The sequence below is a fragment of the Aeromonas popoffii genome (genome assembly GCF_000820025.1).
Classification (GTDB): domain Bacteria; phylum Pseudomonadota; class Gammaproteobacteria; order Enterobacterales; family Aeromonadaceae; genus Aeromonas; species Aeromonas popoffii.
Map to the genome: position 1 here is coordinate 37,300 of NZ_CDBI01000048.1, position 18,918 is coordinate 56,217.

The following is an 18,918-nucleotide window of genomic DNA, read 5'->3' on the forward strand; positions in this document are numbered from 1 at the left end:
ACGGTGGGGTCGCAGGTGCAGGTTGAGAGAGGTCTAGCAGTGATCTATAAATCGGTGGCGGATCGGCTGCGTATACGGGTCAATGGCGCGGATTGCCGGGTGGGAGACGTATTGCCGAGCGAGAAGATGCTGGCGAGCCAGTTTGGCGTGTCACGGATGACGGTGCGCAAGGCGGTGGACATGCTGATCGAATGGGGGCTGGTGGCGCGGCGCCACGGCAGCGGCACCTATGTGACCAAGAAGGATGTCCAGCATGAAACCAAGGGGCTGAGCGGCTTTACCGAGCTGATGCGCGATCAGGGCCGGGTACTCACCAGTCAGGTGCTGGAGTTTCGTACCATGCCGGCTCCGCCTGCGATTGCCAGCCAGCTCAGGGTCAAGGTTAACGAGCCCGTCTACTACTCAAGCCGGGTGCGGTCTGTGGATGGCCGGGCCCTGCTGCTGGAGGAGAGCTACATGCCGGTGCGACTGTTTCGCACCCTGTCGGTGGCTCATCTGGAGGGCTCCAAGTTTGCCTATATCGAGAATGAGTGTCAGCTTCCCATCGCTGGCAACTACGAGAGCTTTAGCGCCGTGCTGGCCGACCGGCAGATGGCCGAGTTGCTGCATATCGAGCAGGGGGCGCCCATCCTGCGGCTGACCTCCCTCTCTTATGGCGAGAACGGGGAGTTTCTCAACTACTCCATCATGTTTCGCAACGCCAACGACTATCACGTTGACTACCATCTGCGCCGTGCCCGCGACTGACCCCGCCGCTGGTGGACCATGCCGCTGTCCCGGCCATCGCACAGGCAGCACGACCCCCCGTCACCGAGGGGGTGTTTGTGGGCCCGGTGCGGCTCAGGGCTTGAGTTCAAGCAGTCTGGCGAGCCGGTGCAGGCTGTCGCCATCACTCACCCATTGATCCGGCCACCCTCACCCGCGAGTTCGTGCCCTCACGGGTCTGGCAAGGTGGGGGCAAGCCGCCCGGATCGCCCCGTTTCGGGTCGTGTGGGTGACCCAAACCGGCAAGCGGATTTGATACCGGGCGGGCTGGAGGGTAAAGTCGCCACGGCGAAACGGTGGACAGGGGGCGTCAGCACCCTGATATGCCGCCGGGTATCGGGTTCATTCCCTTCGCGAGAACAACAAATCGTCGCCTGTCATGGGCAGGGCGAACGTCAGGGCGCAGCCGTGGCTGCGCCATTTTTTTGCAGTGAGAACAGGGTAGGAGAAGTGGAATATGGGGCATAAGCCATCGTTGGTGGGCGGGGCATGTATCATTGCCGGCGTCTGTGTGGGGGCCGGCATGCTGGGCTTGCCGAGTGCCGGGGCGGGTGCCTGGACCATCTGGTCCATCCTGGCCATCACCCTGACCATGGTGGTGATGACGGTCTCCGGCTGGATGCTGCTGGAGTCTTATCAGGGCTACCCGCTGCGCGTGTCGTTCGATACCGTGACCCGGGAGCTGCTGGGAGAGAAGGTCAACGCCCTCAACAACCTTACCGTCTACTTCGTCGGCGGCATACTGCTCTACGCCTACATCACCTCGGCTGGCCTCATCATAGATGGCATGACCGGCATCGGCAGTCACTGGGGCTCCATCCTGTTCACTCTGGGTTTCTCCGGACTGGTGTGGCACTCGACCCGAGCGGTGGATCGAATTTCGGTCGTGCTGGTCATCGCCATGGGGCTGAGCTTCGTGTTCGGCATCTCGGGGTTGTCGCTCAACATCAAGCCGACCTTGCTGTTCGATACCCTGAGCCAGCATGCCAGCTATGCACCCTATGCGCTGGCCATGCTGCCGGTGGCGCTCACCTCGTTCGGTTATCACCACTCGGTGTCGTCCATGCGCGCCTACTACGGTGAGGAGCGCCGCGCTCGTTACGCCATCCTCGGTGGTACTGCCATCGCGCTGCTGTTCTACCTCATCTGGCTGGTGAGCGTGTTTGGCAACCTGCCGCGCAGCGAGTTCGGGCCTGTGGTGGCGCAGGGCGGCAACGTTGACGTGCTGCTCAAGGCGCTGGCCTCGGTGATAGAGTCAGAGGCCGTTGCCAATGCCCTCAACCTCTTCTCCATGGCCGCCATCCTCTCCTCCTTTATCGGGGTCGGTCTGGGGGTGTTCGACTATCTGGCGGATTTGTTCAAGTTTGACAACAGCCATCAGGGCCGCGCCAAGTCGTGGGCCGTCACCTTCCTGCCACCGCTGCTGCTCTCCCTGCTGTTCCCGTTCGGCTTCCTGATGGCCATCGGTTACGCCGGTGCCGTGGCGACCCTCTGGACCTGCATCATACCCGCGCTGCTGGCCTGGAAGGTACGCGCTGGCAAGCGTGCTCAAAGTGGTAAGGGCGATGGCTTCCGTACGCCGGGCGGCCTGCCGATGATAGTGGGCGTCTTGCTGTTCGGGGTGCTGACCGCGCTCTTCCATCTGCTCAACATGGCGGGTCTGCTGCCTGTCTATACCGGCTGAGTTATATAAAAAACAGCCCGCCCGCCGTCACCGGTGGTATGTAGCAAAACGGCGCCTTGGGGCGCCGTTTTGCTGTGGAGTGGTTTTCACATATCACCCCCATCCAGCCCAAGTTGTGCAAGGGGATTAAATGTGGGGATTAAATGTGGACACCCACCTGATAGATTAAATTTGGACACCCACCTGATGGCAAATGACGAATAGCTTGGGAGGCTCCATTCGTACGCAGGTTGGTTTAGGGGTTGGAAGGCATGAAACAGCAATGGGAGTACAAGCTGTGAGCTTGAGCGAACGTCAGTGGCTGCCAGTTGGCACTCAGTGCCTGTACAGGGATTAAATTTGGACACCCACCTGATGGGAAATGACGAATAGCTTGGGAGGCTCCATTCGTACGCAGGCTGGTTTAGGGGTTGGAAGGCATGAAACAGCAATGGGAGTACAAGCTGTGAGCTTGAGCGAGCGTCAGTGGCTGCCAGTTGGCACTCAGTGCCTGTACAGCGTCAACGAGGATTGCTGATTGGTGGTGAACTCACGAGGCTTTCAGGTATCAAGGATTGGGCTGATAACATCGCGTCTGGCCACAATGCGCGGCGTAGCGCTGGCAGCAAATCTTGTCGCCAATCGCCCGGATACCGTGACGCCGAAACAGGGTGACTTGCCCCAACCATTGCCCCTCTTCTATGCCCAGGCGCTGCAGCACAGGTGCGAGATGGTGCGGGATATGGCCACGCTTATCCAGACGAATTACGCGTCCTGTCCAATCCACCAGTGCCAGATAATCGGCAAAACTGCAGGGGAGTTCTTCGGGCTTGCCTTCTCTTGCAAAAGGCAACAGCAAGGAGGCTGGTGCGGATAAATCAGCTGTCTGTTCAATCCGTCGCTGGATGCTGGTGAAATCGCTCTCCTCCGGTGTGGTGGCGATGCCAGCCCGGATGGGATTGAGGTCAACATAGGTCATGCAGGCCAGCAGCGCCGACTCGGTGAGCAAGGCCTGGCTTTTGAAGCGTCCTTCCCAGAAGTGGCCCTTGCAGCCATCTTCCTGATTGGCCTGGCGGGCCAGCGACTCGTTCAGCAAGCGCACCAGCCAGCTGATGGAATAGAGGCGTTCCCGCCACTGAGCTATCAGCTGATGCACAACGTCCAGCTCGGGTTCTATCAGTTCATCTCCCTGATACCAACGACGCACCAGCAAGGGCCACTGAAACAGACGGAACCAGCGTTCAGCCACCTCTCGTTCACTCCACTCATGGGCAATATGGGCCTGCACCTTGAGCACCAGATGATAGTGATTGTTCATCACTGCATAGGCGCAGACACCGATGGCAAAGACCTGCGACAGCTGGCCCAGTTTGTCGGCCACCCATTGGCGTCTGTGCTCGTAGCTTTGGCCGGAATGATCATCCTGGCCACAGAGAAAAGCACGCCGAACGCAGCGGCTGACCACGTGGTAGTAAGGCGTATCTGCGAGGCTGATCTGGCGTGAACGGGCGATGGTCATGGCGGCTCTCTCCTCAGGGCTCCCGGTTTAAGGAAAGTTGAGGGGGAGTGAGTTGTCAAAGCTGGGTACAGGTGGGTGTCCCAGCTTTGCCAGCTTTGCTTTGATCGTTGATCTCATATAAGGGGATGGTTAAGGGTAGCGACTGCGAGTAATTTTCAACTGGTGAATCCCAGTGGAACATTGAGCGTCATTACCCCATGCACTGATTGGAAGGCCACGATCAAGCGCCATCAGTGCCATATCAAACATGCCCTTTCCGGGGTAGTCATTCAGATTTTTCAAGACATGGAAGCTCGTCTTGCCATTTTCATAATTTTTTTCCCATGAAATGACGACCGCATTCCCTATGTCGGGGCCACCACTGGCCGATAAAATATAACCAGCATGAACATCTGTTAAGGTGACTTCATCAAGACATTTTACATCGAATTTATAAGCGGCCAATGCACTAGTAGAGAAGATAATCGCTGATACTGATAAGGCTGCTAGTGTGACGAATTTCAATTTCATTTAACACGTCTCCATGTTGTGGGTGTCAAAATCAAAATACGGATGTGAGAGAAAAACTCCACATTTATTTAAATTTTAATAAAGTGGTTAGGGTTGTTAAAAATTCAATTTAAAGGATTTATTGAGGTGATTAAAGGTGATTAAAGGTGATTATGTTCTTAAGTTGTTGATATTTAATGGATTATTTTTTAATGGAAAAATTAGCTTTCTCTATCCAAGCAGGGGGGAGAGGGTGATGTAAAACGGAAGTTATGTTTTGAACTGCCCGAACAAATTGGTTGAAAGGTGTACCCTTAAAGGTTCGACCTCAAATAGAGGGGGGGTGTTCATTTATTTATCTTTATGTCAGATAGCGCGAGAAGCCATTATTTTGAACGCTTAATAAACACCCTGGGAACAGCAGCAGGCAGATATACGCTACTTGCAGGAACCGGTGGCTCAGGTTGTTAAACTGGGCCAGACGTGAGTCTTGAGGGCTTCGTCGTCATCACTATTACCTTATTGAAGAAGGCATAGACCGGCTTGAACAGGGCGGCAATCAGGGTGTTCAACGTCGAGCAGTAAATAGATGGGTGTCCCAGCTTTTCGAGTTGCAAAGAGGTGGGTGTCCCAGAACACCGTTACATACTCGGCAATATAGTGTTTTCATAATGTTGCTTGTATTTACATGCCATGTTACATTCAAGCGCGATCGGGAATGGAATTACGTTGCTTTATAGAAAAATAAGAAAGGGGATATACATGGTATTCTATTTTTTTGTTATTTTTATATTGATTTCTATAATTTATTTATTCTATTTACTTGCCAGACCGTCTAAGTGGCTAGGAAAAAAGAAAATTGCGAAGCTAAAATATAACTACATTGTAGGCGATATAGTCTCTTTCCGTAAATGGCATGAAAGAGGTTCAATTCTTCATGTTGAGTTTTGGGTAAGAAGTGAAAATCTTGAAAAAAGATATCATATCACAAATCATGATTTAGAAATCTGTAATAAACAGAGAGTGCATTTATGTGAATGCAACGATACACTAGTGGCGATTAATAACCGTGCTGCAAAAAAGACGATTTATATCAGTAATAAAAATCTATATATCTCTGTTTTTCCCCCTATAAAGCCTTTAGTTATTATCTGTGTTTTTACTGCCTTTTCAATTTATTCATGGACCTGTGGTGGCATCATGAATCCCATGATTTTCTCATTTTTATTAATCGCGTTCATAATATTTAGCTATTTTGTTTTTTATGCAAGGTTAAATAAATTGATGCATCCAATATGGGCGCATGTAAATTTTGAAAACAAAAAATAAAGGTTGGTTTCATAAAGCGGCGCCTTACGGCGCCGTTTTTACTATCACTCAACCCAACCAAAATCACTGCAGCAGGGAGATATCCGCGACTTGCAGGAACAGGTTGCGCAGGTTGTTCAGCAGTGCCAGACGGTTGGCCTTGAGGGCTTCGTCGTCGGCCATCACCATGACTTCGTTGAAGAAGGTGTCGACCGGCTCGCGCAGGGCGGCCAGACGGGTGAGGGCCGCCTGATAGTCACCGGCAGCGAACAGCGGGGCCAGTTCGCCTTGCAAGGCAGCAACCTGGGTGGCCAGCGCCTTCTCGGCGGCATCGACCAGCAGTTCCGGTTTGACGGTAGTCGGCAGTTCGCCTTCAACCTTGGCCAGAATGTTGCTGACGCGCTTGTTGGCAGCAGCCAGTGCCAGTGCGGCATCCAGGCTGCGGAAGTGGCTGACGGCTTTGACGCGGCGATCGAAGTCGAGCGGACGGGTCGGGCGGCGGGCCAGTACGGCCAGCACCACGTCGGCACCTATGCCTTCGTCCTGATAGGCGGCGCGGAAGCGCCCCAGCATAAAGTCGACCACGTCGGTGACGACGGTTTGGTTGGTCAGCTTGTCGCCGTAGACGCGTACCGCTTCTTCAACCAGTTCAACCAGATCCAGATCCAGCTGCTTCTCGGTCATGATGCGCAGGGCACCGATGGCGGCGCGGCGCAGGGCGAACGGATCTTTGTCACCTTTGGGCAGCATGCCGATGCCGAAGATACCGGCCAGGGTGTCGAGCTTGTCGGCCAGCGCGACGGCACAGGCTTCCAGGGCGGACGGCAGGGCATCACCGGCGAAGCGCGGCATGTACTGCTCGTTGAGGGCCACGGCCACCACTTCGTCTTCGCCATCGTGACGGGCGTAGTGCATCCCCATGACACCCTGGGTGCTGGCGAACTCGCCGACCATGTTGGTCATCAGATCACACTTGGAGAGCAGACCGGCACGCTTGGCCTGAGCCACGTTGGCGCCGATACGCTCGGCGATAAAGCCAGCGACGGTCTCGATGCGCTCGACCTTGGCCTTGACTGTGCCGAGCTGTTGCTGGAACAGCACGGTTTCAAGGCGCGGCAGGCGGGAGGCCAGAGTTTGCTTGAGGTCGGTCTTGAAGAAGAACTCGGCGTCAGAGAGACGGGGGCGCACCACCTTTTCGTTGCCGCTGATGATCTGGCTCGGGTCTTTGGACTCGATGTTGGTGACGAAGATGAACTTCGGCAGCAGCTTGCCGTTCTTGTCGTAGACCGGGAAGTACTTCTGGTCACCCTTCATGGTGTGAACCAGCGCTTCAGCCGGAACGGCCAGGAACTTCTCTTCAAAGTTGGCGGTCAGCACCACCGGCCACTCGACCAGTGCGGTGACCTCTTCCAGCAGGGCGTCATCCAGATCGGCAACGCCACCGAAGGCGGCAGCGGCCGCTTCGGCGTCAGCCTTGATCTTGGCCTTGCGCACCATAAAGTCGGCAACCACTTTGCCTTTTTCCAGCAGGATCTGCGGGTACTGGCTGGCGTTGTCGATGGTGAACTCGGGCTCGCCCATAAAGCGGTGACCGCGAAGGGTGCGGGCAGAGTCGATACCCAGAATATGAGCGGGAACCAGATCCCCATCCAGCAGCAGGGTCACGGTGAACACCGGACGCACGAACTGGATGGTCTTGTCGCCCCAGCGCATCATTTTCGGGATGGGTAGCTTGGCCAGTGCAGCAGCAACCAGCTCACCCAGCAACTCTTTAGCCGGACGGCCTTCGACCTTGGCGGTGTGAACCAGCCACTCACCCTTGTCGGTGACCAGACGCTCGGCCTGAGCAACTGTGATGCCGTTGCCACGGGCCCAGCCTTCGGCAGCCTTGGTTGGTTTGCCTTCGGCATCGAACGCCTGAGAGACGGCCGGGCCGCGCTTCTCGACGCTCTTGCTCGGCTGTTCGCCAGCCAGCTTGCTCACCTTGAGTGCCAGACGGCGCGGTGAGGCAAACCACTCGACACCGGCGAAGGCCAGATCGGCCTTGGTCAGTTCGCTTTTGAGGTTGCCTTCAAAGGCTTCGGCCAGGGAGCGCAGGGCTTTGGGTGGCAGCTCAGCCGTACCGATTTCTACCAGAAATGTATGTTGTGCCATGTCCGTTCCTTAACCTTGCTTGTTCTCACTGCGCTGACACATAGGGAAGCCCAGCGCTTCGCGGGAGGCGTAGTATGCCTCGGCCACGGCCTTGGTCAGGGTGCGAATGCGCAATATGTAGCGCTGACGCTCGGTGACCGAGATGGCCTTGCGGGCATCCAGCAGGTTGAAGGAGTGAGCGGCCTTGAGGATGCGCTCGTAGGCAGGCAGCGGCAGCGGTTTTTCCAGTGCCAGCAGGTGCTGGGCTTCCTTCTCGTACTGCTCGAAGCAGTGGAACAGGAAATCTACATCTGCGTGTTCGAAGTTGTAGGTGGATTGCTCCACTTCGTTCTGGTGGAACACGTCGCCGTAGGTGGTCTTGCCCAGCGGGCCATCAGACCAGACCAGATCGTAGACGCTGTCTACGCCCTGAATGTACATGGCAAGACGCTCGAGACCGTAGGTGATCTCGCCGGTGACCGGCTTGCACTCGAGGCCGCCCACTTGCTGGAAGTAGGTGAACTGGGTCACTTCCATGCCGTTGAGCCACACTTCCCAACCCAGACCCCAGGCACCCAGGGTCGGGTTTTCCCAGTTGTCTTCCACGAAGCGGATGTCGTGGATTTCAGGGTCCATACCCAGCTCTTTCAGGGAGCCCAGATAGAGTTCCTGAATGTTGTCGGGGGAAGGCTTGATGATCACCTGGAACTGGTAGTAGTGCTGCAGGCGGTTCGGGTTTTCACCGTAGCGGCCGTCGGTCGGACGGCGGGACGGTTGCACGTAAGCGCAGGCGATGGGCTCCGGGCCCAGAGCGCGCAGACAGGTCATGGGGTGGGAAGTACCGGCACCCACTTCCATGTCCAGCGGCTGAATAATGGTACAGCCCTGGCGGGACCAGTAGTCCTGCAGCTGCAGGATCAGGCCCTGAAAGGTTTTGACATCGAATTTTTGCATAATTTTTTTCGCGCGAAATGAAAATCAGAGCAAGATTTGCTGAATGTGAACCGAGGGAGTATACCGTCTGGCATGGTCGGATAATAGGCGAAATTACAGGGGATTCAGGGATTGCGCTGCGCCCGGGCTGGCCGGGCGGGACGTCCGGTATATGATGTGAGCAGTGCCGCCTGCTGAGTGGGCAGGGTCAGGGAAACCGCTGAAATCACGAGGGAGAGGAAATGGAACTGCGCTGCGCCTGGGTGACCAAAGACCCGGAATACATTGAATATCATGACAAACAGTGGGGCAGGCCGGTGTATGACGCCCGCGAGCTGTTTGCCAAGCTTTGCCTCGATGGCCAGCAGGCGGGGCTGTCGTGGATCACCATCCTCAAGCGCACCGCGAGCTACTACCGCGCCTATGCCGACTTTGATCCTGTGCTGATCGCCCGGTTCGACGAGCAGGATGTGGAGAGATTGATGCAGGACACCGGCATTATCCGCAATCGGCTCAAGGTGCAGTCGATCATCAGAAATGCCCGCGCCTATCTGGCGCTGGAGGCCGAAGGCGTGGACTTTGCCGATTACCTGTGGGGCTTTGTCGGTGGTGCTCCCATGGTCAACCAGCGTCAGGGCAACGGCGATATTCCGGCTACATCAAAGGAGTCGGATGCCATGTCCAAGGCGCTCAAGAAGCTCGGCTTCAACTTCGTCGGCAGCACCATCTGTTACGCCTTTATGCAGGCAGTGGGGATGGTGAACGATCATCTGGTCAGCTGTCCTTGCCATGTCGAGTGCCAGCACTCCCCCCATTAATCCCGCCAACAAAAATGCCAGTCCATTGCTGACTGGCATTGGCTGACGCCGCTAGCGTGGTGAGGGGGCGCTTACGCCACCCCCGCCTTGATCATGCAGGCGCTGTCCTGCTTGCCCACCCTGAAGATGCGATCGAGCAGCCCGTTCTTGAGGAAGATGATCAGCTCCATGTTGCACTCCTGTTCGTCGCCACCTTGGCGGCGGATCCGGGCTCCCCGCGTGGCCAACAGCCTGACATGCTACTGGCTACTGCTTGTGGCGTTGCAGCTCGGGATAGCAGGCCTGCTCCATGCTTTTCTGCTCCTCGGCAACGTGCTGGGTTGCCAGCTTGAGCAGTTCGTCCAGCCGCTGTTTGCACTGCTGGGGTGAGCTGTTGTCACGGATGGCGTGGTAGAAGCGGTTCATTGCCTCGAACAGCCCCTGATGTTGGCGATCCACGCTCGGTACGTTGACCATGAAGGAGTCGTTCCAGTGCTGCGGGTCGTGCTCGCGACCATTGAGGGGGCTCGAGCTGACCTCGAACTGATCGCTGACAAGACGAATCTCCTCGTTCGCTTGGTTGAGATCCCGGGTATGGGTGCGGCTCTCGTGCGAGAGGTCCAGACATTCGCGGGCGATGTTGGCGACCAGCATGACGTTGCGGTTGGTCTCTTCGGTCACCTTGGCCTGTTGCTCTGCTGCGGTGGCGATCTGGCCGTTCATATCGGCAACCCGGGTGATTGCCTCGACGATGGCGTTCAGCGTCTCACCGGTGCCGGCCGCCTGATTGACCGCCTGTTCGCTCACATTGCGGGTGGTATGCATGGTGTTGACCGCGTGGCGGGTATTGTTCTGCAGCGCTTCGATCCGCTGCTGGATATCGACGGTAGCCGCCTGGGTACGGATAGCCAGCTGGCGTACCTCATCAGCCACCACCGCAAAGCCGCGCCCCTGCTCGCCGGCACGGGCAGCCTCGATGGCGGCGTTGAGTGCCAGCAGGTTGGTCTGTTCCGAGATGGTGCGAATGACCTGCAGTATGTTGCCTATCTGGGTGCTCTCCTGATCCAGCAGGGTTACTTCACCGGCGGATTGCTCGATATGGTCGGCGACCTGACGGATGAGGGCGATGGTCTGGCTCACCTGTTGCTGGCCATCGTGGGCTTGCTGTTGGGTGAGCAGGGTATCCTGACTGGCCTGCTCGGTGTTGTGCTCGATGTTGTGGACGGTTGCGGTCATTTCGTTGATGGCCGTCGCCAGCATGTCGGTGTTTTGCTGGGCTTGCTGCATGCTGTTGAAGGTGCTGCCGGAGTGATCCATCAGCAGTGCCATCTTTTCATGGGTCTTGTGGGAAACCTGCTGCACCGAGCCAATCAGGCCGTCGATATTATCGAGGAAGCGGTTGAACACCCTGGCCAGATAGGCAAATTCGTCCTGCCCCTGAATGTGCAACCGGAAGGTGAGGTTGTGGCTGCGATTGGCCAGCTCGACCAGCTGTGTCATCAACTGCTGCAGTGGCTTGACGGTTTTGAGGTGGATCAGCAGCAGCATCAGCAGGATAACGGCCAGGCTGACGGCCAGCAGTGTCATGTCCTGACTCTGCAGGGCATGGTTCTGGTTTTCGATAGCCAGCTCCTGCTGCTGTAGTTGTTGCCGCTGCTGCTCGAGCGCCTGTTCGACCGTGCTGGCGATGTTGCCGGTCAAGGCATCGAACCCCTGATCCGGTTCCTTCATCAGGTGGTTGCCCGCTTCGCGTCCCTCTTTGAGGTAGGCATCGACCATCCGCTTGCCCACTTCCAGCTGGCGCGCCAGCTGGGGTGACAGAATGCTTTGCAGCTGGGGCAGGGTGTCGAGCTGCTGACGAGCTGCTTGTGCATGCTGTTCTGCTTCACTGATGGAGTCCTGCTCCCCGGACACGGCCGCATCGGTGAGGAATTGTTGTACCTGGGTGGTGTGGTAGCGCAGCTCCTGCAGCGCTATCTGCACATTGGTGATCTTGATGACTTCCCCCGGTAACAGGCCGAGCTGGCTGGTCAGGGTACTGCGCCAGATGTTGCTCAGCACCATGGTCAGCAAGATGATGAGACTCGCTCCCAGCAGCAGATGCCGGATCGAAAGATTTCGAAGCAGTGAAGACATGGAACCCTCTGATGCCTTATTGATAGTGGGTTCAATAGTAGTCAATGGAGCCACACTACGGCCTGCCTTTCATCACAACTCCGGTGTCTTTATCGGGTTTTTCCCGCTGGTTCAGGGGAGATCCAGTTCAATGGTCGATACTGCTTTTTTCTGCCTTGGGTGACTCTCTTGCTCCTGACGTCACACCTTGGCACACCTCTGGGGTAGAATGCCGCCCTTTAATTTATCGCGTTGTTTTTGAGGTTTTTTTCATGCATTTCAAGACTCTGGTTCCCGCTGTCGCCTTGACCCTTGCCCTGACCGGTTGTACTACCAATCCCTATACCGGTGAATCCCAGACCTCCAAGGGTGCCTGGGGGGCGCTGGCTGGCGCTGCGACGGGCGCCGCCGTGGGGGCGCTCTCCTCCAGCAAGGGTGATCGCAAGAAGGGGATTCTGACTGGTGTGGCCGCCGGTGCCGCCCTGGGTGGCGGTATCGGTTACTACATGGATGTGCAGGAAGCCAAGCTGCGCGAGAAGCTGCAGGGCACTGGCGTCAGCGTGACCCGCAATGGCGACGAGTTGATCCTCAACATGCCGAACAACGTCACCTTCGACAGCTCCAGCGCCCAGCTGAAAGCGGCTGGTGCCAATACTCTGTCCGGCGTGGCCATGGTGGTTGCCGAGTTCAACAAGACCCGCCTGAACGTGGTTGGTCACACCGACAGCACAGGCTCCCGTGATCTGAACATGAGGCTCTCCGCCCAGCGCGCCGACGCCGTTGCTGCGCAGCTGATTGGTCAGGGTGTGAGCGGCAGCCGTCTCACCACCACAGGTGTGGGCCCGGATCAGCCGGTTGCCACCAACAGCACTGCTGCTGGCAAGGCCCAGAACCGTCGCGTGACCATTACCCTGACCCCGACTGCTTAAGTCGTCCAGGTTTTGGTAACGAAAAGGCCCCGCCAGTGATGGCGGGGCCTTTTTATTGATGCCGTTGCGAGCAGTGGCGCCCTGTTCTTTGCTCCCTTCTCCCCTTGCGGGAGAAGGAACAGACCCGGATCTCGCAACTCCCTCAGCCATCGGCCACGGTATAGCATCGCGCGGTTTAGACGGCCGCAGTCAGCTGCACTTCGACCTTGTAGCCTTCGTGGGCGAGGCGGGCCTGTACGCAGGCGCGGACCGGTGCGGTACCCGCCGGGATCCAGGTATCCCACTGCTCGTTGAAGGCGGTGATGTCCGCAATGTCCTTGAGATAGATGTTGGCCATCAGGATCTTGTCGACCCCGGAGCCATTGGTTTCCAGCAGGCGCTGCAGGCTGGTCAGCACTTCGCGGGTCTGCTGGTGAATGTCGGCCTCTTCGCTCACGGGGACTTCCACCACATAGAGGGTGCCGTTGTGAATGACCACGTCTGACCAACGCTGGGTGGTGCCGACTCGGGTAATGGCTGTCATGTTTGCTCCGAAACTGGGCTTATTGACCCTTGCGGATCAGATAGCGGTAGGGGGTCTGCTCTGTCTCGCTGGCGATCAGGGTGTGATCCATGAAGCGGCAGAAACTGGGGATGTCGCGGGTGGTTGAGGGATCGTCGGCGCTGACCAGCAGGGTTTCCCCTTGGGCCATCAGCCGCACTTTTTTACGCACCATCATCACAGGCTCGGGGCAACGAAGCCCGATTGCGTCCAACTCATGAGTCGCATCGCAGAATAAAGTAGTCATTAATAATCAACCTTCAGCCGCACTTTCTTGCGCGCTATCGTCACGGGCTCGGGGCAACGAAGCCCGATTGCGTCCAACTCGTGAGTTGCGTCGCAGAATAAAGCACTCATCAATAATTAACCTTCAACCAATTCAGCTGCCAATGATACTCACGGCGAAAAAATAATCAAATAACCGGGTCAGGAAGCAGCATATGTAACCAAAGTGTTATCTGGCCCTATCTAGTCCCCGTCTTGTGAGTAATATAAAAATTGAACCATATTCGACAAGGAGGTGTGAATATGCAGGTCTCCTACGGCAGATTGCAAGCCTACGCAGGCATGGGGTTCTTGGCTTTCGCCATGATAGTGATGGGCAGCCCGATCGGTAACACTGGTACCTGGTTCGGTTCCATGGTGATGATCGGACTGGGGCTCTGGATCGAGCTCAGCGATTACTACGACGAAGATGAGGACGAGAACGACAACACTTAGCTCCCGGATTTCTCCCACAACGACAAAGGCGGATGCATCATCCGCCTTTGTCGTTTCTGGCCGTAGGGAAAGGGACTAGCGGGTCGAGCGCATGGCCCGCTCCAGACGCAGCGCCGTCTGCTCCGGATTGGCGTTGGGGTCGTTGAAGAAGTTGCTCAGCACATCGAGGATTGCCTGGCGCATATTGGTCGGCGTTGCCATTCCTTCCGCCATGCTGGGCAGCAGGTTGCCCTGTTTTTCCGCGAGCAGGAAATCCTGATAAGAGTGAACGGCGCAGCGGTCGAACTTGCTCATATCAGGGTTGGTCAGCGCCGGGATCGAGCCTTTCACCCGGTTGAACGCCTCCTGAAATTTCGGCGTCATCAGCAGCTGAGCCAGATCGCCCTGCGCCTGTAGCTGGGCGGGATCCCGCTGTTTGAACATGGCGATGGAGTCCAGGTTATAGCTAAACAGCCCGGCACTGCCCGGGCTCGGCAGGCAGGCGATAACCTCACCCGGCCGGTAGTTGCCTGCGCTCAGCTCTCCCTTCACCCAGTCGCCCATCACCTGCATGGCAGCGCCGCCGCTCTCCAGCAGATTGGTGGCCTGATGCCATTTCAAACCGGCGTATTTTTGCGGCACGTAGGCGCGCAGTTGCTGGAAGCGAGTCAGCACTCGCACCATGTCGGGACCGGTCAGGGTCGCGCTGTCTTGTTCGAGAAACGCCTTGCGATAGAACTCTTTGCCGCCCTCGCCCAGCGCCACCGTTTCGAACAATACCGCCAGTTGCCAGGGCTCGTTACCGATGGCGAGCGGTGTGATGTTGTGCGCCTTGAGCCGTTCGGCCACGGCCACGAACTGGTTCCAGTCGGTGGGCGGCGTCAGCCCCTGCTCGTCGAACAACTTGCGGTTGAGCCACAGCCAGTTGACCCGGTGGATACCGGTGGGCACCGCCATCAGGGCGCCATTCTGGCTGAGGGTTTCCCGCACCATGGCGGGCATTTTGGTGTACCAGCCGAGGTGTTCAGCCATGGGGCTGAGGTCGCGCAGGAAGCCGAGCCCGGCCCACTCCCTCAGCTCATAGCCCTTGAGGTGTGCCGCCTCCGGCGGATTGGCTGCCAGCGCCCGGCTTTTCAATACCGTCATGGCGCTCTTGCCGCCGCCGCCCTGCACTGCGAAGTCGTTCCACTGGTTGCCTTGCTCGGTCCACTCCGATTTGAGCACTTCCACCGCGTTGGCTTCGCCGCCGGATGTCCACCAGTGCAGCACCTCCACTTGGGAGGCGCTCACCGGTAGTGATAACAGGGCGATGACAGAAAAAGACAACCACTTCATAAGGTTACTGCCTTGGTAGAGATAGCGTGGCCTGCAGGCCACCCTGCGGGCGATTTTCCAGCACCAGATCGCCACCGTGGGCGTGGGCTATGTTGCGGGCTATGCCCAGACCAAGGCCGGAACCGGCCAGATCCGTGCTGAGCCGGTAATAAGGCTCGAAGATGCGCTCGAACTGATCGTCCGGCAGGCCTGGCCCCTCATCCATGATGAACAGGATCAGCATCTCTTCGTCGTCCATGAGGATGATGCGCACCTTTTGGCCGTACTTGATGCCGTTGTCCACCAGATTGCCGATACAGCGCTTGAGGGCCAGCAACTTGCCGCGATAGGGCCACTTGCAGTGCCCCTCGATAGTCAGTCGCTCGTCGTGCAGGTTCATCGACTCGGCCATCTGCTCCAGCAGGGCATTGATATCGATCTCTTCGATGTTCTCGTGGATATCTGTCTCTTTTACCGTCTGCAGCGCCCCTTTTACCATCAGCTCCAGCTCGTCGAGATCCTTGTTGAACTTGCTGATCTGCACCTCGTCATCGAGCAGTTCGACCCGCAGCCGCAGCCGGGTGATGGGGGTCTTGAGATCGTGGGAGATGGAGCTGAACAGCCGCTCCCGATCATCGATATAGCGGCGGATGCGGTGTTGCATGATGTTGAAGGCGCGAGTGGCCGCCACGATTTCGGAGGCGCCCTCCTCCTTGAGGGAGGGCTGGTCGATATCCTTGCCGAGATTAACGGCGGCCTTGGCGAGGCGGCGCAGCGGGCGGGTCTGCCAGCGCACCAGCATGAAGGTGAAGAAACAGAGGAACACCGTCATCAGGGCGATGAAACGCACCTGATTGCTCGGCATGACGGTATCGTCGAGGGTCATGTAGGGGGCGGGCAGCAGAGCCGCCAGATAGAGCCACTCACCGGGCTCTATCTCGATCTGGGTCACCAGCACGGGCGGGTTGAGCGGCTCCAGCGACAGCGTATAGCGGGCCCAGGAGGAGGGCAGATCCGCCAGCAGGGTGTCGTTGTTGAAGACGTGCAGCTCTTCCGGGCGGGAGAAGTCCACCTTGATGGCCATGGCATCGGAGAGCTTGCGGGTCAGCACCCCCTGCACCTCTTTCAGCACCAGCGTTTTGCGCTCACTGTCGGGGATGGCGCTGATGTGGATCTCTTCCTCGTTGAGTGACACGAAGAAGCGACTGCCACCCATGTTGCGCAGCTGATCCAGTGCGATGTGGCGGTACTGCAGCGGCAGCGACTTGAAGAAGTTGACGGTAGAGGCGGCCGACAGCGCCAGGTTGCGGGTGGTGCTGATCATCCCCTCCAGCTCCCGCTTCTGGATCTGTTGCATCCAGATGCCGGTCAGAATGGTCTGGGAGAGCAGGATGGCGAGCAGCAACAGCAGCAGCATTCGCGACAACAGGGAGCGGGGGACCAGTGTCCGCCAGAACCAACCGCTGCTCATGGGATCTCGCGCCTTGTGCCGATCAGCATGCTGTTGCTACCTTTTTGCCTTTCATGGGATCTCGTGCACTTCTGCGATCAGCATGTAGCCACTGCCGCGGATGGTTTTGATGATGCGCGGACTCTTGCCGTTGTCACCCAGCTTCTGACGCAGACGGCTGATCTGCACGTCTATGCCGCGCTCCATCGGCAGGCTTTCGCGGCCGCGGGTGGCATCGGAGATGGTATCGCGATCCAGTACCACACCCGGCTGTTGCAGGAACATGCCGAGCAGCAGGGCATCGCTGCCGGAGAGATCCAGCAGGCTGCCATCGTCGTGGGTCAGCTGGTGGCTCAGGGTGTCCAGGGTCCACTCGGCAAAACGCAGCCGGCGGCTCGGTTCTTTCTCTTTTTCCGGCTGGCGGAATTCGGCGCGGCGCAGCAGCGCCTTGATGCGAGCCTGCAGTTCGCGCGGGCTGAATGGCTTGGCGATATAGTCGTCGGCGCCGAGTTCGAGGCCGATCACCCTGTCCGCCTCATCGGAGGCAGCGGTCAGCATGATGATGGGGACCTGGGAATCGCGACGTATCTGTTGGCAGAGGGTAAAGCCGTCGTCACCTGGCATCATGATATCGAGAATAATCAGGTCCGGGCTGTGCAGGGCGAGCTGCTGGCGCATTTCGTTTCCTTCCGCCGCTGTTAATACCTGGAAACCCGCCCTGGTCAGGTATTCATTGAGCAGCTCGCGGATCTCTTGGTCGTCGTCGACGATCAGCAGTTGTTTGCTCGTTGACATATGTATGTGCATCCACCCATTTTTTTGTGCAGATTGAACCTGTCGGGGGAGCAAAAAGCAAGCAAGCCCCCCATCTAATGTGAGGTTATGGGCATTATCCGCCCATATAGCGCCATTTAAATAAAAAAGGCCGACCCAAACGGGACGGCCAACACGCAGATTCCGACGACAGGAGATCACCCCGTGTGGCGATCTCAACAGACTCAATGACGGGCCGGCAAGGTCGGCCCCAAAAGAGAGCATTCTGGCTCGCCCTCACTGTCGCGGTGAGGGCGAGCCGTTTACATCACACCCGTTCGAATACGGTGGCGATGCCCTGACCCAGACCGATACACATGGTGGCAACCCCCAGGGTGGCATCTTTCTCCTCCATCAGATTGATGAGAGTCGTGGAGATGCGCGCACCGGAGCAGCCGAGCGGGTGGCCCAGCGCAATGGCGCCGCCGTTCAGGTTTACCTTCTCTTCCGCTACGTCCAGCAGCCCCAGGTCCTTGACGCAAGGCAGTGACTGGGCGGCAAAGGCCTCGTTCAGCTCGAACAGATCGATATCACCAACGGTCAGACCGGCACGTTTGAGTGCTTTCTGGGTGGCCGGCACCGGGCCGTAACCCATGATGGCGGCATCGCAGCCGGCGATGGCCATGGCGCGCACCTTGGCGCGGGGCGTGAGGCCGAGGGCCTTGGCGCGATCCGCACTCATCACCAGCATGGCGGCGGCGCCGTCGGACAGGGCCGAGGAGGTACCGGCGGTCACTGTGCCGTTGACCGGGTCGAACACCGGGCGCAGCTGGCTCAGGGTGTCGACCGTGGTCTCCGGGCGGATCACTTCGTCGTAGTCGTAGAAGAAGCGGGCGCCGCTGGCGTCATGCCCTTCCAGACCGACGATCTCTCTGGCGAAGCGCCCTTCCACGGTCGCGGCATAGGCGCGGCGGTGGGAGCGGGCGGCAAACTCGTCCTGCTGCTGACGGCTGATGCCGTGCAGCTTGCCCAGCATCTCGGCGGTCAGCCCCATCATGCCGGAGGCTTTCGCCACCGACTTGGCCATGCCCGGGTGGAAGTCGACGCCGTGGCTCATGGGCACGTGGCCCATGTGCTCGACGCCGCCGATGATGAAGATATCCCCATCACCTACCTGAATGGCGCGGGAGGCGTCATGCAGCGCCTGCATGCTTGAGCCGCACAGGCGGTTGACGGTGACGGCCCCCACCTGTTTCGGAATGCCAGCCAGCAGGGCCGCGTTGCGGGCGATGTTGAAGCCCTGCTCCAGAGTCTGCTGCACGCAGCCCCAGTAGATATCCTCGATCTCGTTTGGGTCGAGGTTGGGGTTGCGCAGCAGGATGGAGCTCATCAGGTGCGCGGACAGATCTTCTGCACGCACGTTGCGGAAGGCGCCGCCCTTGGATCGGCCCATGGGGGTCCGGATACAGTCGACAATGACTACGTCTTTCATGAATGGATCTCCTTTCCG

Annotated in this window: 17 protein-coding genes; 6 read left to right on the top strand and 11 right to left on the bottom strand. The window is 58.1% G+C overall.

Annotation, left to right across the window (positions count from 1 at the left end):
• Nucleotides 1-39 precede the first annotated feature (39 nt).
• Nucleotides 40-747, top strand: a complete 708-nt coding sequence (locus tag BN1129_RS09710) for a GntR family transcriptional regulator (RefSeq protein ID WP_042036090.1) — start codon at nucleotides 40-42, stop codon at nucleotides 745-747.
• A 475-nt stretch (nucleotides 748-1,222) separates the two neighbouring features.
• Nucleotides 1,223-2,449, top strand: a complete 1,227-nt coding sequence (locus tag BN1129_RS09715) for an aromatic amino acid transporter (protein ID WP_042036092.1) — start codon at nucleotides 1,223-1,225, stop codon at nucleotides 2,447-2,449.
• Between the two features lie 547 nt (nucleotides 2,450-2,996).
• On the opposite strand, the gene BN1129_RS09720 is transcribed toward BN1129_RS09715, so the two are convergent.
• Nucleotides 2,997-3,947, bottom strand: coding sequence for a transposase (locus BN1129_RS09720; protein ID WP_042036093.1), 951 nt, complete (start codon nucleotides 3,945-3,947; stop codon nucleotides 2,997-2,999).
• A gap of 129 nt (nucleotides 3,948-4,076) precedes the next feature.
• Entirely contained in the window at nucleotides 4,077-4,457 is a 381-nt protein-coding gene (locus BN1129_RS09725) for a hypothetical protein (RefSeq protein WP_042036094.1), read from the bottom strand.
• A 741-nt stretch (nucleotides 4,458-5,198) separates the two neighbouring features.
• On the opposite strand from BN1129_RS09725, the gene BN1129_RS23280 reads away from it, so the two are divergent.
• Complete coding sequence (locus tag BN1129_RS23280) at nucleotides 5,199-5,765, top strand: hypothetical protein (protein ID WP_157013325.1); 567 nt, start codon at nucleotides 5,199-5,201, stop codon at nucleotides 5,763-5,765.
• A gap of 63 nt (nucleotides 5,766-5,828) precedes the next feature.
• Here the strand turns inward: BN1129_RS23280 and glyS are convergent, their stop codons facing one another.
• Together glyS and glyQ are read right to left on the bottom strand one after the other, a co-directional pair.
• Nucleotides 5,829-7,898 (bottom strand): glycine--tRNA ligase subunit beta, encoded by a 2,070-nt coding sequence (gene glyS / locus BN1129_RS09730; RefSeq protein ID WP_042036095.1) that lies wholly within the window; start codon nucleotides 7,896-7,898, stop codon nucleotides 5,829-5,831.
• 9 nt (nucleotides 7,899-7,907) lie between these two features.
• Nucleotides 7,908-8,831: a glycine--tRNA ligase subunit alpha gene (gene glyQ, locus BN1129_RS09735; protein WP_033135886.1), complete on the bottom strand. Its 924-nt coding sequence runs from the start codon at nucleotides 8,829-8,831 to the stop codon at nucleotides 7,908-7,910.
• A 221-nt stretch (nucleotides 8,832-9,052) separates the two neighbouring features.
• Here glyQ and BN1129_RS09740 point away from each other — a divergent pair, with 221 nt between their 5' ends.
• Nucleotides 9,053-9,628, top strand: coding sequence for a DNA-3-methyladenine glycosylase I (locus BN1129_RS09740; RefSeq protein WP_042036097.1), 576 nt, complete (start codon nucleotides 9,053-9,055; stop codon nucleotides 9,626-9,628).
• 246 nt (nucleotides 9,629-9,874) lie between these two features.
• Here the strand turns inward: BN1129_RS09740 and BN1129_RS21820 are convergent, their stop codons facing one another.
• Complete coding sequence (locus BN1129_RS21820) at nucleotides 9,875-11,743, bottom strand: methyl-accepting chemotaxis protein (RefSeq protein ID WP_244463036.1); 1,869 nt, start codon at nucleotides 11,741-11,743, stop codon at nucleotides 9,875-9,877.
• 251 nt (nucleotides 11,744-11,994) lie between these two features.
• Between BN1129_RS21820 and BN1129_RS09750 the strand changes: the two genes are divergently transcribed.
• The gene (locus BN1129_RS09750) at nucleotides 11,995-12,651 is read left to right on the top strand and encodes an OmpA family lipoprotein (RefSeq protein WP_042036099.1); all 657 of its coding nucleotides are present in this window, start codon (nucleotides 11,995-11,997) and stop codon (nucleotides 12,649-12,651) included.
• Between the two features lie 175 nt (nucleotides 12,652-12,826).
• Here the strand turns inward: BN1129_RS09750 and BN1129_RS09755 are convergent, their stop codons facing one another.
• Nucleotides 12,827-13,174: a RidA family protein gene (locus BN1129_RS09755; protein ID WP_042036100.1), complete on the bottom strand. Its 348-nt coding sequence runs from the start codon at nucleotides 13,172-13,174 to the stop codon at nucleotides 12,827-12,829.
• 19 nt (nucleotides 13,175-13,193) lie between these two features.
• On the bottom strand, nucleotides 13,194-13,439 hold the full coding sequence (tusA, locus tag BN1129_RS09760) for a sulfurtransferase TusA (RefSeq protein ID WP_042036101.1): 246 nt from the start codon (nucleotides 13,437-13,439) through the stop codon (nucleotides 13,194-13,196).
• Between the two features lie 281 nt (nucleotides 13,440-13,720).
• Here tusA and BN1129_RS09765 point away from each other — a divergent pair, with 281 nt between their 5' ends.
• Nucleotides 13,721-13,912 (top strand): hypothetical protein, encoded by a 192-nt coding sequence (locus BN1129_RS09765; protein ID WP_042036104.1) that lies wholly within the window; start codon nucleotides 13,721-13,723, stop codon nucleotides 13,910-13,912.
• Between the two features lie 75 nt (nucleotides 13,913-13,987).
• On the opposite strand, the gene BN1129_RS09770 is transcribed toward BN1129_RS09765, so the two are convergent.
• The 4 genes from BN1129_RS09770 to fadA all read right to left on the bottom strand — a co-directional run bounded on the left by BN1129_RS09770 (nucleotide 13,988) and on the right by fadA (nucleotide 18,900).
• Nucleotides 13,988-15,226 (bottom strand): ABC transporter substrate-binding protein, encoded by a 1,239-nt coding sequence (locus tag BN1129_RS09770; RefSeq protein ID WP_042036105.1) that lies wholly within the window; start codon nucleotides 15,224-15,226, stop codon nucleotides 13,988-13,990.
• Nucleotides 15,227-15,230: 4 nt separating this feature from the next.
• Nucleotides 15,231-16,676 (bottom strand): ATP-binding protein, encoded by a 1,446-nt coding sequence (locus BN1129_RS09775; RefSeq protein WP_042036106.1) that lies wholly within the window; start codon nucleotides 16,674-16,676, stop codon nucleotides 15,231-15,233.
• Between the two features lie 51 nt (nucleotides 16,677-16,727).
• Nucleotides 16,728-17,450, bottom strand: coding sequence for a response regulator (locus BN1129_RS09780; RefSeq protein ID WP_005320571.1), 723 nt, complete (start codon nucleotides 17,448-17,450; stop codon nucleotides 16,728-16,730).
• 286 nt (nucleotides 17,451-17,736) lie between these two features.
• Nucleotides 17,737-18,900, bottom strand: coding sequence for an acetyl-CoA C-acyltransferase FadA (gene fadA, locus BN1129_RS09785; RefSeq protein ID WP_042036108.1), 1,164 nt, complete (start codon nucleotides 18,898-18,900; stop codon nucleotides 17,737-17,739).
• Between the last annotated feature and the right edge of the window lie 18 nt (nucleotides 18,901-18,918).